This window comes from Microbispora sp. KK1-11, assembly GCF_006874435.1.
Taxonomy (GTDB): Bacteria; Actinomycetota; Actinomycetes; order Streptosporangiales; family Streptosporangiaceae; genus Microbispora; species Microbispora catharanthi.
Genome location: NZ_VIRJ01000046.1, coordinates 12877 through 25837 on the forward strand (window position 1 = coordinate 12877; position 12961 = coordinate 25837).

The following is a 12961-nucleotide window of genomic DNA, read 5'->3' on the forward strand; positions in this document are numbered from 1 at the left end:
ACCATCTGCGACTACGGTCAGCGAGACCCGGGGGCTCCGGCCCGCCGCCAGGCGGCGTCTCGCAACAGGCGCAGCCCGTTGAGGCCGACGATGACGGTGGAGCCTTCGTGCCCGGCTACGCCGAGCGGCAGTGGCAGGTCGCCGAGCAGGTCCCAGGCCACCAGCACGGCGATGAACGCGGCGGCGATGACGAGGTTGGCGATGACCAGGCGGCGGGCGCGGCGGGCCAGGGCGATCACGGCGGGTACGGTTGCCAGCTCGTCGCGGGTGATGACGGCATCGGCGGCGTCCAGGGTCAGGTCGGCGCCGGTGCGGCCCATCGCGATACCGGTGTGTGCGGTGGCCAGTGCGGGGGCGTCGTTGACGCCGTCGCCGACCAAAGCCACCTGTGCCCCCTGCCGCTGTAGTGCGCGTACGGCGTCGACCTTGTGCTCGGGCAGCAGACCGGCGCGGACGTCGGCGATGCCGGTCTGGGCGGCCAGCCGGGCGGCGGCGCGGGGGTTGTCGCCGGTCAGCAGCACCGGCGCGGCGTGTGTGAGGGCGGTCAAGCGGGCCACGGCGTCGGCGGCGCCGGGCCGGATCCGGTCGGCCAGGGCCAGCACCGCAGCGGGGCGGCCGTCCAGCAGCATCACCACCGCGGTGTGCCCGCCGTCTTCCAGTTCGGCCGCCAGGGCGCGGGCCGGGCCGCCGATCCCTTCGGGTAGCAGGTGGGCGGGGCTGCCGATCTCGACCAGGTGTCCGCGGATGTGGGCGCGCACGCCCCGTCCGGGCATCGCCGCGAACCCGGTGGCCGGGGGCAGGTGCAGGCCCTTGTCGCGGGCGGCGGCGGTGACGGCCCGGCCCAGTGGGTGTTCCGAGCCGTCCTCGGCCGCGGCGGCGAGCGTGAGCAGTTCGCCCTCGCCGAGGGTGGTGCCGGGCAGAGCGCGGATGTGAGTCAGGTGGGGGCGGCCCTCGGTGAGGGTGCCGGTCTTGTCGAAGGCCACCTGGGTGACGCCGGCAAGCTGTTCCATGACCACGGCGGACTTGACCAGCACGCCGTGGCGGCCGGCGGTGGCGATGGCGGCCAGCAACGGCGGCATGGTGGCCAGCACCACCGCGCACGGCGAGGCGACGATCATGAAGGTCATCGCGCGGAGCAGGCTGCCCCGCAGGTCCTGGCCCAAGGCCAGCGGAACGGCGAACAGCGCGAGGGTGGCGGCGACCATGACCAGCGAGTAGCGCTGCTCGACCTTCTCGATGAACAGCTGGGTGCGTGCCTTCGTGTCGCGGGCCTGTTCGACCATGGCCACGATCCGGGCGATCACCGTCTCACCGGCCGGGCGGCCCACGCGCACCCGCAGCACGCCGGAGCCGTTGACGGTGCCGGCGAACACCTCGTCGCCGGCCCGCTTGTCCACCGGAAAGCTCTCGCCGGTGATGGTCGCCTGGTCGACGTCACTGGCCCCGTCGATCACCTGGCCGTCGGCGCCGATGCGCTCCCCCGGCCTGACCACGATGATGTCGCCGACGGCCAGGCCGGCGGTCTCGACGAACTCTTCTTGTCCCGCCGGGTCCAGCCGGGTCGCCTTTTCGGGGGCGAGGGTCAGCAGAGTGCGCACCGAGTCGGCGGTGCGTTTGGTCGCCACCGCCTCCAGCGCGCCGGAGGTGGCGAAGATGACGATCAGCAGCGCACCGTCGAAGACCTGCCCGATCGCGGCGGCGCCGATCGCCGCGGCGACCATCAGCAGGTCGACGTCCAGCGTCCGCTCGCGCAGCGCCCGCAGCCCGGCCAGCCCGGGCTCCCACCCACCTGTGGCATAGCAGCTCAGATACAGCCCCCACCACAGCCAGGAGGGCGCTCCGGCCAGCTGGCAGATGCCGCCGGCGGCGAACATGGCGGTCGCGGCGATCGCCCAGCGCACCTCGGGCAGCGATCCGGCCCCGGATCGCCACCACGTCCATCGGCGGCCGGGTGCGGCCGCCGCCCCGGAAGACGGGCGCGTCATCAGATCTGTCATCACCCTGCCAGCCTATATGCGCACTCATGCAGTTACGCAAATAGTGGGGTTCGGGGCTATGCTGACGGCATGCACACCTCGCTGCCCGACTTCGAGATGCCGAACGAGGAACAGGTGCACCTGGCCGCCGAGTCGTTCCGGCTGCTGTCCGACCCCACCCGCATCAAGATCTTGTGGGCGTTGCTGCAGGGCGAGTCGTCGGTGGCCTGCCTGGCCGAGCTCGCGGGCGCCGCCCCGACCGCGGTCAGCCAGCACCTGGCCAAGCTGCGCCTGGCCGGGCTGGTCAAGGGCCGACGCGAGGGGACCTTCGTCTACTACAGCGCCGCCGACGAGCACGTGCGCCGCCTGCTGGCCGAGGGCCTGTTCCACGCCGACCACATCGACCGGGGCGACCAGGACTCCGCCGCAGCACGCACCGCATCCTGACGCCGGCAAGCACGGCACCGACGGCCACCTCAGGTCCTCACCGTCATCCCCGCGCTCGTCATCCAGACCGGTCGTCCAGCACCGCGCCTGCCGGGTAAGAGCATGGACGATCTCCGCGTCATCGCCGAGTCCGCCGTCGCGCTGAGTGCGGCCCCGTCGCCGCGCGAACGCGGCGTGGCCGTGCCTTACATCGCAGAGCTGACCAGCCCTGTCTGATAAGCGATGACGACCAGTTGCGCACGGTCGCGCGCACCCAGTTTCGCCATCGCACGGCTGACATGGGTGCGCGCGGTGGCCGGGCTGAGAAACAACTCGCCCCCGATCTCGTGGTTGCTCAGTCCCCGTCCCACCAGGGCCAGCACTTCGCGCTCGCGCTCGGTCAGCACCGCGAGCCGGTCCTCCGCGGCCCGGGCAGCCGTTCGCAGCGCGGCGAACCGGCCGATGAGGCGTCGGGTGATCCGCGGCGCGAGCAGCGCGTCTCCGGCGGCGACCACCCGGATGGCGTGCAGGAGCTCGGCCGGCCCGGCGTCTTTGAGCAGGAAGCCGCTGGCGCCGGCTTGCAATGCGTCGAAGACGTACTCGTCGGTGTCGTAGGTGGTGAGGATGAGGACTCGGACCTGCTCCAACCCGCGCGTCTCGGCGATCTGGGCGGTGGCTTGAATCCCGTCCAGCTTGGGCATGCGGATGTCCATGAGGACGACGTCGGGGCGGGCGGCACGGGCCCGTTCGACGGCTTCGGCGCCGTTGGTGGCTTCCCCCACCACCGTGATGTCGTCCTCGAGGTCGAGCAGGACCTTGAACCCGGAACGCACGAGACCCTCGTCATCGGCGAGCAGCACCTTGATCTGCGCGTTGGTCGACGGTGAAGCGGCCGCGTTCACAGGCGCGGCCCGGTGGACGCGAGGGGCAGTCGTGCCCTGACTTCGAACCCGCCGCCCGGAAGCGGCCCGGCGTCGAGTTCCCCGCCCAGCAGCCGGCAGCGCTCGCGCATGCCGGCGATGCCGCGGCCGGGCTTGGCCGAGCCTCCGGCGCCGCTCGGATGCGGGGCAGGCAGGCGCGGATCCGCGGAGTCATGACCTGCGGCGGCGCGGCGGCCCTCATCGGTCACGCGGATCTCCAAGGCCTCGATCCCGGGGCTCAGCGCTACCGTCACCCGAGTCGGCCCGACGTGGCGGACCACGTTGGTGATCGATTCCTGAACGATTCGGTAGGCGGCACTGCCCACCGCGCTGGGCAACGGCGCCGCGGGCGAGGCCTCCTCGACCTCGATGTCGAGTCCCGCCTCGCGTGCCTTGGCGGCCAGTTCGTCGATCTGCCCCAGCCCGGGGTACGGCCCCCGCCCCTCGTTGTCGTCCCCGTCGTCGTCACGGAGCACCCCGAGGATGGCCCGCATCTCCCGCAGCGCCCGGGAACTGGTCTGCTCGATGGCGCGCAGCGCCTCGCGCGCCACCTCCGGCCGCTTGCCGAGCACGTGCGCGGTGACACCGGACTGGACGTTGATGATCGCTATGGCGTGCGCGACGGTGTCGTGGACCTCGCGCGCGATCCGGAGCCGTTCGGCGTCCACACGCGCCCGCGCCTCCTCCTCGCGACTCCGTTCAGCCAGCTCGGCGCGCTCCTGGGCCTCGGCCGCGATGACCTGCCGGGACCGGACGGACTCGCCAAGGGCCGCGCTCATGACCGACGCGCCGATACGGAAGAACACCCAGCCGACGGCGGCGCGTGGCTCGATGTCGGCCGCGGCGACCAGCCAGCCGATGGCGAGCACCGAGGTGCCCACGCCGGCGATCACCAGCGACCGGCGCCCGTCCCCGTAGGCGGCGAGGGTGTACAGCGCGACGAAGAGCCCGAGCCAGCCGGGCCCGTCCGGGAAGTCGAGGCCGTAGTACACCAAGCTGGCGAGCGCGGCGGTGACGAACACCGGCACCGGCCACCGGCGGCGGACGGCGACGACCAGACCACTCACGATCAGCAGGACATATCCCAGGTTTCCGAGGTCGGTAAGGGGACGCTGTACCACCTCGCCGGCATTGCGGACTATCGTGCCCTGAACCTGCATCACGGTGATGAACAGCGCGAGCGACATGTCCTGCGCCGGCACCGGCAGGCGCAACGACACCACGCGGTGTTCCATGCCGCGATCCTACGGTTCCCTGCGTGCGGGACCACTGCGCCCAGACGCGCGACGCCCTACCGCCGGGAGCGTACGTGGGTGCGAGTCGTCTACGCAGAACTGCGTAGACGCTGCCGTCTTCTGCCGGAGGCCCCGGCGGCCTCGAGACGCGACGATCGATTCCGTGAAGCCCCTCCCAGGCGCTCCGCACCGGCGCCTCGGCCGGCATAGGCCGAGTCAGCGTCCCGCACACGCCGCCGGCTCCCGTCATCCCACCGAAAGGATCCTCATGTCCCTCCGTCACCTAACGGCCACCGCCGCAGCCGCCCTGCTCGGAATCGTGGGGCTCGCCACACCGGCAGCCGCGCACGTTCTGGTCCAGCCCGTCGGTGCTTACACCTTGACCGCCGGGCGTCTCTGGTCCGTGGTGGCCGGGCTGCTGGGGCTGGCCGGCGTCGTCATCGGCGGACTCGCTCTGGCCCGCTCCGCGGGTCGTATCGGCGCCGGCACCGGGAGAAGGGGAGCCATCGCGGCCCTGGCGGCGGGGCTTGCCTGCACGGTCATCGGCGGGCTGGTTGTGGCCGCCGCCGACGGCGGCCCCGGGACCGGCTACGGCATAGTCGGGGGCTACGTGGACCTGGTGGTCGGGCCGATCGCCATGCTCCTCGGTGGGCTGGCTCTGGCCCGCTCCCGCCGCACCGCCTGACCCGGTCCCGGCGCCGGCGCCGATGGGCGGATCGCGACCGGCCCCTACCGGGTCGACTCGATGAAGCCGTTGACGATCGCGGCGAGTCTGGGGCCCTGGTCTTCCTGGACGAAGTGGCCCGCGTCGGCGATGGTGGTGTGCGGCTGGCCTTGGGCGCCCGGAATGCGCTCGCGCAACCACTGGTCGGGATTGGGGACGGCGTAGCTCGGGTCGTCGGTGTTCGGCGCCTGCGGCAGCAGGATCACGTGGTCGCTGAACGCGCACAGGAACGGTATGGACAGCGTTTGCAGCACAGCCCAGGCGTTGCGGTTGGGAACGGTGGCCTCGTCCCAGGGCGTGACGGGCACCAGGAGGGGGAACTGGCGGGCGCCCTGCCGATAGGTCTCGTCCGGGAACGGCGCATCGTATCCGGCCTTCACCGCTGGGCTGAGCTCGCTGATCGTGCCCGCCTCGACGACGGATCCGGCGTCGAACGGGTCGGCCCGCTGACTGTACTGCGTCCACGCGTGAAAGGCCCGGCCGGCGTCCTGGTCCCCGGTCGGAAGATAGGTGTTCGTCGCCACCACGCGGCGGAACCGGCCGGGATGTTCGGCCAGCAGCCGCAGCCCCAGCAGGCCACCCCAGTCGTGACACACCATTGTCACATCGAGCAGGCCGAGCCTGTCGAACACCGCTTCGCGCAGCCAGTCCACATGACGCTGGTAGGTATAGGCGAAACGGGACGCGGGCTTGTCGGAGCGGCCGAAGCCGACCAGGTCGGGGGCGATGCAGCGGTGCCCGGCGGCCACGAGCGGCGGGATCACGTGCCGGTAGAGGTAACTCCAGGACGGTTCCCCATGCAGAAGCAGGATCGTCTGCCCGGACGGCTTCACCGCGTCAGGCGGCCGCTCGTCGACGTAATGCATCCGCAGCCGGCCACCGGTGCCGTCGCCGGCGTCGACATGGACGTAGTGCGGCTCGAACGGGTAGTCGGCCAGGTCCCGGAATCGAGACTCCGGCGTACGCAACACCTTCACGTGGGGGGCCGGTGCCGATCGCGGCTGCCCGTCATGCGCCGGGGGCGGGAATCGGAGCAGACCGCTCGCCGCGGCGGCGGTTCCGACGCCGAGCATGTGGCGGCGGGTCAAGAAGGCCGGCGCGGGAGCGTCGTCGCGGTCGTCTGGGCGATTTGCGGTCATCGTGTTCCTCAGGGTCGTGGCCGATACGTCGGCCGGGTGGGCCGGCGGCGCCGTACGCGGCCGGGATGTCGTGCACGATCGATCGAGGCGGGGCCTCGGGCTTTCAGACGGTGATGAGATCGGCCGTCATCGCCATGTCCTGGTGCGCCGTCGTACCCCGGCACAGCAGGTACGGCCAGCGGCGGACGCGTCCGGAATCTCGCACGCCATCTGTCACGACAGACCCTCTTTCCGGTTCGCAGGCATGGTGAGGCCGTGCGGGACGGCACCCCTGGCGTGTCGACGGCGAGGCCGACCGACGTCAAGTTGAACACCTATGTTCAATTTCTGACGCTACCACCAATTCGAACATCTGCGTCCGACTTAGCGTCCTCGCAGGGCGGCACCGGGAAGGCCCGGACTTCTCACGCCGCCTCCTCCGGCCGTCGCCGTCAGGGCGAGGAAGCGGTACGCAGCGGCAACGTGAACTAAACTGTTCGAATTGCTCGGGAACGTCGGCTCAGGGAGCGCAGGAGCGGAAATGGCAGCCACACCGCGCGGCTCCGGTGACAGGTCGCGGTCCGCGCAGCGCCCCGCGGCGCAGGCCGAGCGGCGAGCCGACGCCCGGCGCAACATCAGGTCCATCCTGGACGCGGCCCAGCTTTGCCTGGCCCGCGACGCCGACGCCAGCGTCGCCGACATCGCCAAGGCGGCGGGGGTCGGCCGGGTCACGCTCTACGGGCACTTCAAAACCCGGGCGGATCTCGTCGACGCCGTCCTGACGCGCACGATGGAGCAGTCCGACGCCGCGCTCGACGCGACCGACACCACCGGTGACCCACGCCAGGCGCTGACCCGGCTCGTCGGCGCCTCATGGCAGATCATCCACCAGTTTCACTCCGTGCTTCAGGCCGCCCAGCGCGAACTGCCCCCGGAGCGGATCCAGGCCGTCCACGACCGGACCCTGCAACGGGTCCAGACGATCATCGATCGCGGGCGAAGCACCGGCGCCTTCCGCGACGACCTGCCCAAGAGGTGGCTCGTCACGACCGTGTTCAGCCTGATGCACGCCGCGGCGCAGGACACCGCCGCCGGCAGGCTGGACGCCGACGATGCCGCACGGGTCATCTCGGCGACGCTGCTCGCCGCCCTCACCGCGCCCGGCACGGCCGTACCCACGCCGGCCCCGTAACCGCCGGCGTCACCGGTCCCATCCCCGGTCGCGCACGCCGACCCCGCGACCACGCGGCACGGCATGGTCTCCGCCAGGAGACACCTCAGGACGCCAGGCCTCCTCACCACCGTGCCACGACCGCGCACGCCTCTTCCCAAGCGACAGCGGCCCGAACGCGAACATATGTGTACGAGTTAGCTGCTAGCCTGAAAACCGAACATGCTTGTTCAGGTTAGTCGGCGAATCGCGAATACCTTCCCCCGACTCGGCGGCGCACCCGGGCCGCCGCCCCGTCCACCGTCGCCGCCGCCGCGCTGAGCGCGTTCGTCGTGCCCGCGCGCCCCAACGCAACGAGATCCAGGAGAACGACGATGAGTAGCCACCGCTCGGCGCACGATGGCGCCGGCACGACGACACCGCCCCGCCCCCCTCGCCACCACGGCGCCGAGGACGACACCCGGTACGTACGGGTGATGGTGAAGCTCACCGCGATGATCGGGGGCCCGTTCTTCCTGCTCACCGTCGTCCTACACCCGGCCCGCGACGGGCACGACATCGCGGCGGGCGCGCAGTGGTACGCCTTCACCCATTCCATGGAGGCCATCAGCCTGCTGGTCCAGGCGACCTGCCTGGCCGGTGTCCTGGCTCTGGTCATGAACAGGTTCGGTCTGCGCGGACTCATCACGCTGTACACCGCCCTGGCCGGGACCATGCTCTGGTTCGGTCTGATCGTCTTCGACGGCGGCCACAACCCGGTGACGGCCAAGTACGCGCCCGACCTCGTGCACACCTCGAAGGACATCGACATCGAGGGCGGCATCATCGTGCTGGCCGCGAACATCGTCTTCCCTCTGGGATACGTGCTGCTCGCCCTGCTGCTCAACCGGTACGGACAACGGTGGACCGGCCTGCTCCTGGGATTCGGCGGCGTCGTCTACGCGATCGGCGGGACCGCGTCCCTGTTCGGCTTCGGACCGCACTCGGTGATCACATCAGTCGTCGAGATCATCGGTGCCGCCCCGTACGCGTTGGGCTACGTGCTGCTCGGCCGCGCCTTCGGACGGGCCCGGCACCTGTCCACCTGACGCCCTGGTCGCGCCTTCCCCCCTGTGACCGTCGTCACACATGAATCCGAACACTGATGTACGACTTAGTGCTAGAGTCAAACTCGAACATAGTTGTTCAGGTTAGTCGGGGGTCATGTCGCCCGCGATCGCCGTTGACGCACTCCCCCGCGACCATCTTCGCCACATGAGACTTCCCACCCTCAGGGAGGTGAATCGCCATGACCTCGTACCCCAAGGGCTGGTTTCCCAGCTAGACAGGCATGACCCAAGAAGTTGATCTCAGTCCGATTCGGTCACGAGATCGTCGTGCCGGGTCCGAGAGGCAGAATGCCGCGGCAGTCGTGCCGCCTCTCGGACCCGGCTTCGGCGCCCGCGGATACCTGCTGTGACCGTTATGACAGGGAAAAGCGAATCTCCGCATGGCAGAACCCTCCTCCGCGACCGAATCGCAGGACGCCTCGGCGGCCTCACGAAGCCGAGCACGCGTCAAAGCCGGATACGGCGCCGTGTTCGCGGTCAAGGAATTCCGGGCGATTTTCACGGCCCACGTTCTTTCCATGCTGGGAAGCGTCTTCGCCGACGCCTCACTGGCCGTGCTGGTATTCCGGCGGACCGGTTCGGCGCCGCTGACGGCGCTCGTCTTCGCCCTCGGCTTCCTGCCGTACGCTCTCAGCGGGATCCTGCTCTCCGACGTCGCCGACCGATACCCCGCCCGCCGGGTGCTGGTGGCCTGCGACCTGCTCTCGGCCGGCTGCGTGGCGTTGATGGCCGTTCCGGTGACTCCGCTCGCGGTGTTGTTCGTCCTCCGCTTCGCCGTCTCGATGATGTCGCCGTTGTTCACCGGCACCCGGGCGGCGAGCCTGGCCGACATCCTGCCGGATGACTTGTACGTCCTGGGCCGCTCGCTGGTGCGGATGGTCTCGCAGGGGTCCCAGATCATCGGCTACGGACTCGGCGGACTGGCCCTGGTATGGCTGTCACCCCGCACCGCGCTTTACGTGACCGCCGGCACCTTTCTCGGTTCCGCGCTGCTCCTGCGTCTGGGCACCCGCGGCCGCCCGGCCCGTGCATCGGGGGTCGAGGCGATGATGCGCGCTTCGATCACCTCCGCCCGGCGGTTGCTCGGCGTCCCCCGGGTCCGCGCGCTGCTGCTGATGTGGTGGATCCCGCCGATGTTCTTCATCGTCGCCGAAGGAACCGCCGCACCTTTCGCGGAGGCCGCGGGTGCGGGCTCGGCGGGGTTCGGGCTCCTCATGGCCGCGATGCCCGCGGGGACCGCGGTGGGCGAGGTGCTGGCCGGCACCCTGCTCGGGCCCGCCGCCCGCGAGCGGATCGCACTGCCGCTGGCAGCGGGGTCGATGCTGCCGATGGCCGCGTTCGCCGTCCATCCGCCGTTGCCGCTCGCGGTCGCGCTCCTGTTGCTCACAGGGCTGTGCGCCGCCTACACGCTCGGCATCGACCAGTGGTTCGTGCACGCGGTGCCTGCGACGATGCGGGGCAGCGCGATGTCCCTGCTGGGCGCCGGGCTCATGACCCTCCAGGGGCTCGGCGTGGCCGCCGGCGGCGCCATCGCCGCGTTGATTCCCCCGTACGCGGTGATCTGCGGAGCCGGCGCGGCCGGGACGGCCTGTATGGTCGTCATCCTGCGATCGGTGCGCGCGACGCGGACGACGGCGCCGGCCACGGACGCGCAAACGTAGACGCGATACCCCGCCGCCGCTCCGCAGCCTCTGACCGAGAAACTCCCGCAGCGAATCTCAGATCCGACCTGGTTCGCGCTGCCCGTCCCCGCTCCCGTCCGCACGCACGGCGTCGCACAGCAGCACGGTGAGCACGGCCGCGGCGGCGGCCATCGCCCAGCCGAGCGGCGGCAGCGGCACGAGAGCGAGCGGCGCCCCGAGCACGGGCACCGCCGTCACGAGGGCCTGCAGGACCAGCGTGACCGACACGGCCGCCGCCACCGCGCGGCCGTGCCACCAGTCCCGCTCGAACGTCCAGCGGCGCGCCCTGACCACGTACGCGAGGGTCAGGCGGGCGAAGACCAGGGCGAGCACGGCCTGGGTGCGGACCTGCTCGTCGCTCCAGCCGAGCCGCCTGGCCGTCTCCACGACGGCGAACACCAGCGCCGCGACGATCACCGAACGCACCGTGATGCGGCGCAGCACCCGCCACGACAGCAGCCCGTCGCGACGCGGGCGCAGGGCGAGCGGGTCGCCCGCCGGCCGGTCCACGCCGAGCGCGATTGCCGGGATACCGTCCAGGGCCAGGTTGATCCAGAGCAGGTGCACCGGCAGCAGCGGCACGACCAGGTCGGGCCAGACGAGCAGGCCGGTCAGGACGATGAGGATCTCCGCGAGGTTGCCGGTGAGCAGGTAGCCGATCATCGAGGCGACGTTGTGGTGCAGACGGCGGCCCTCCCGCACGCCGGTCACGATCGTGCCGAGCTCACCGTTGGTCACCACGACGGCGGCGGCCTCGCGGGCCACGTCCGTGCCCTCCTCGCCGGCCATGGCCACCCCCACGTCCGCGTGACGCAGCGCCGGGGCGTCGTTCACGCCGTCGCCCGTCATCGCCACCACCTCGCCGCGCTCCTGTAGGGCCCGTACGAGGTCGAGCTTGGTCGCGGGATCCACCCGGGCCACGACGGCGGCCTCGGGCAGCCGCGCCCGCCCGCGGTCCCCCTCGACCGCCGCACCGGTGACGAGCGGCTCGGGGTCGATGCCGACCTCCTTCGCGACGGCGCGAGCGGTCTCCGCATGGTCGCCGGTCACCATCACGACCCGGACGCCCGCGCCCCGGCAGTCGGCCACGGCCCGGCGGGCCGAGGCCCGGATCTCATCGCGCAGCGCGACCAGACCGACCGGACGCAGCCCGGCGGCGTCGAGGTCACCCGTCCGTCCCTCCGCCAGCGCGAGCACCCGCAGCCCCCGCTGGGCCAGCCCCGGCACGGCCTCCGCCAGCCGATCGGTCTGCCCGCCCGGCGCGCAGCGAGCCAGCACCACCTCCGGCGCCCCCTTGACCGTCAGCAGCGGCGGTGCGCCGTCCAGCGCGGTGACCACGGCCATCGACCGGGTCTCTGCGTCGAAGGGACGGGCGTCGAGTCTGGCTTCTCCGGGCGGCAGCCATACGCCCTGACGGGCGGCCGCGTCGGCCAGCGCCACGTCCACCGCGTCGCCCAGCCCGTTGTGGGCGTCGTTGCAGCGCAGCGCGGCCCGCCACAGATCGGCACCCGGGACGGTGAGATGGTCGGCGACGGTCAGGTGACCGGTGGTGAGCGTGCCGGTCTTGTCGGTGGCGATGACCGTCGTGGCGCCCATTGCCTCGATGGCCGGCAACCTGCGCACGATCACTCCAAGCGTGGCCATCCGCTGCGCGCCCAGGGCCAGCGCGGTGGTGACGGCGGCGGCCATGCTCTCGGGCACCGCGGCGATGGCCAGCGCCACCCCGGCCAGAATGATGTCGATCAGGGCCGCCTCGCCCCTGCTCACCCGGGTCAGCCCGATGAGGATCATCAGCGTTCCCGCCGCGACCGCCAGCAGGCCGATGCGCCGCGACACCTGGCTGAGTTCGATCTCCAGCGGCCCCTTGCCCCGGCCGCCGAGGGCGGAGGCGATGCGCCCCACCTCGGTGCCGGCTCCCGTGCGCAGCACCTCGGCCGTACCCGAGCCGCGCACGACGAGCGTGCCGGAGAAGATCTCGCCCGCGCGGTCGCCCAGGGGCACACGCGGGCCGCCCGCGCCACCCGCCCGCTTGTCGGCCGACAGCGACTCCCCCGTCAGCGGCGCCTCGTCCACCGCGAGCGCGCGGGCCTCGACCAGCCGGGCGTCGGCGGGGACCCTGTCGCCGGCCGCGACGGCGACGATGTCGCCCGGGACGACCTCGGCCGCCGGGATCCGCTGTGCGACGTCGCCGCGTACGACGGTCGCCATCGGCGCGGTGAGGGTGCGCAGGGCCCGCACGGCCCTGTCGGCCCTGGTCTCCTGGCCGACCCCGATGACGACGTTCACCAGCAGGATGGCCAGGATCGCGCCACCCTCGGGCACCTCGCCGAGCACGAGGAGCGTGACCAGACCGGCGACGAGCAGCAGGACGGACATCGGATCCGCGAGCTGGCGGGCGGCCCGGACGAGCAGGTTGGGCGGCTGCGGCTGGGGGATCTCGTTGGGCCCGTGCTCGGCCAGGCGGCGCGCGGCCTCTTCCTCGGGCAGCCCGGTCAGGGCGCGCACAGCGGGTTCCATGCCCTCAGCAGATCATCCGGGCCTCCGCGACGGCTCCAGGCGAAAGCCACCGACGCAGGGGACCTTCGGCCCGGCGGGAAGGC

At 71.8% G+C, this 12961-nt stretch carries 10 protein-coding genes; 5 read left to right on the forward strand and 5 right to left on the reverse strand.

What is annotated here, in order from left to right; all coding sequences use genetic code 11:
* Positions 1–17: 17 nt before the first annotated feature.
* Entirely contained in the window at positions 18–1997 is a 1980-nt protein-coding gene (locus FLW16_RS39755) for a heavy metal translocating P-type ATPase (RefSeq protein WP_142566187.1), read from the reverse strand.
* 69 nt (positions 1998–2066) lie between these two features.
* On the opposite strand from FLW16_RS39755, the gene FLW16_RS39760 reads away from it, so the two are divergent.
* Positions 2067–2423 carry a metalloregulator ArsR/SmtB family transcription factor gene (locus FLW16_RS39760; protein WP_142566156.1) on the forward strand — a complete coding sequence of 119 codons (357 nt, stop codon included), beginning with the start codon at positions 2067–2069 and terminating at the stop codon, positions 2421–2423.
* Positions 2424–2608: 185 nt separating this feature from the next.
* Here FLW16_RS39760 and FLW16_RS39765 read toward each other — a convergent pair whose 3' ends face one another.
* Positions 2609–3304 (reverse strand): response regulator transcription factor, encoded by a 696-nt coding sequence (locus FLW16_RS39765; protein ID WP_142566157.1) that lies wholly within the window; start codon positions 3302–3304, stop codon positions 2609–2611.
* Positions 3301–4557 carry a sensor histidine kinase gene (locus FLW16_RS39770; RefSeq protein WP_142566158.1) on the reverse strand — a complete coding sequence of 419 codons (1257 nt, stop codon included), beginning with the start codon at positions 4555–4557 and terminating at the stop codon, positions 3301–3303. The genes FLW16_RS39765 and FLW16_RS39770 overlap by 4 nt, the downstream gene beginning before the upstream one ends.
* 268 nt (positions 4558–4825) lie before the next feature.
* Between FLW16_RS39770 and FLW16_RS39775 the strand changes: the two genes are divergently transcribed.
* Positions 4826–5242, forward strand: a complete 417-nt coding sequence (locus tag FLW16_RS39775) for a DUF6223 family protein (RefSeq protein ID WP_185949801.1) — start codon at positions 4826–4828, stop codon at positions 5240–5242.
* Between the two features lie 44 nt (positions 5243–5286).
* Here FLW16_RS39775 and FLW16_RS39780 read toward each other — a convergent pair whose 3' ends face one another.
* A complete protein-coding gene (locus tag FLW16_RS39780; protein WP_260616104.1) occupies positions 5287–6420 on the reverse strand; it encodes a haloalkane dehalogenase in 1134 nt (377 codons plus the stop codon).
* Positions 6421–6940: 520 nt separating this feature from the next.
* Here FLW16_RS39780 and FLW16_RS39785 point away from each other — a divergent pair.
* From FLW16_RS39785 to FLW16_RS39795, 3 genes are all read left to right on the forward strand, one after another.
* The gene (locus FLW16_RS39785) at positions 6941–7591 is read left to right on the forward strand and encodes a TetR/AcrR family transcriptional regulator (RefSeq protein ID WP_142566159.1); all 651 of its coding nucleotides are present in this window, start codon (positions 6941–6943) and stop codon (positions 7589–7591) included.
* Between the two features lie 353 nt (positions 7592–7944).
* On the forward strand, positions 7945–8658 hold the full coding sequence (locus FLW16_RS39790; RefSeq protein WP_142566160.1) for a hypothetical protein: 714 nt from the start codon (positions 7945–7947) through the stop codon (positions 8656–8658).
* Between the two features lie 401 nt (positions 8659–9059).
* Positions 9060–10340 carry an MFS transporter gene (locus FLW16_RS39795; protein WP_142566161.1) on the forward strand — a complete coding sequence of 427 codons (1281 nt, stop codon included), beginning with the start codon at positions 9060–9062 and terminating at the stop codon, positions 10338–10340.
* 57 nt (positions 10341–10397) lie between these two features.
* On the opposite strand, the gene FLW16_RS39800 is transcribed toward FLW16_RS39795, so the two are convergent.
* Complete coding sequence (locus tag FLW16_RS39800) at positions 10398–12878, reverse strand: cation-transporting P-type ATPase (protein WP_142566162.1); 2481 nt, start codon at positions 12876–12878, stop codon at positions 10398–10400.
* Between the last annotated feature and the right edge of the window lie 83 nt (positions 12879–12961).

What these genes read in the sequence shown, in the direction of transcription:
- FLW16_RS39775 (WP_185949801.1), top strand. Translation starts at nt 4,826, where the DNA reads ATGTCCCTCCGTCACCTAACGGCCACCGCCGCAGCCGCCCTGCTCGGA.
- FLW16_RS39800 (WP_142566162.1), bottom strand. Translation starts at nt 12,878, where the DNA reads ATGGAACCCGCTGTGCGCGCCCTGACCGGGCTGCCCGAGGAAGAGGCC.
- FLW16_RS39790 (WP_142566160.1), top strand. Translation starts at nt 7,945, where the DNA reads ATGAGTAGCCACCGCTCGGCGCACGATGGCGCCGGCACGACGACACCG.
- FLW16_RS39780 (WP_260616104.1), bottom strand. Translation starts at nt 6,420, where the DNA reads ATGACCGCAAATCGCCCAGACGACCGCGACGACGCTCCCGCGCCGGCC.
- FLW16_RS39785 (WP_142566159.1), top strand. Translation starts at nt 6,941, where the DNA reads ATGGCAGCCACACCGCGCGGCTCCGGTGACAGGTCGCGGTCCGCGCAG.
- FLW16_RS39755 (WP_142566187.1), bottom strand. Translation starts at nt 1,997, where the DNA reads ATGACAGATCTGATGACGCGCCCGTCTTCCGGGGCGGCGGCCGCACCC.
- FLW16_RS39770 (WP_142566158.1), bottom strand. Translation starts at nt 4,557, where the DNA reads ATGGAACACCGCGTGGTGTCGTTGCGCCTGCCGGTGCCGGCGCAGGAC.
- FLW16_RS39760 (WP_142566156.1), top strand. Translation starts at nt 2,067, where the DNA reads ATGCACACCTCGCTGCCCGACTTCGAGATGCCGAACGAGGAACAGGTG.
- FLW16_RS39795 (WP_142566161.1), top strand. Translation starts at nt 9,060, where the DNA reads ATGGCAGAACCCTCCTCCGCGACCGAATCGCAGGACGCCTCGGCGGCC.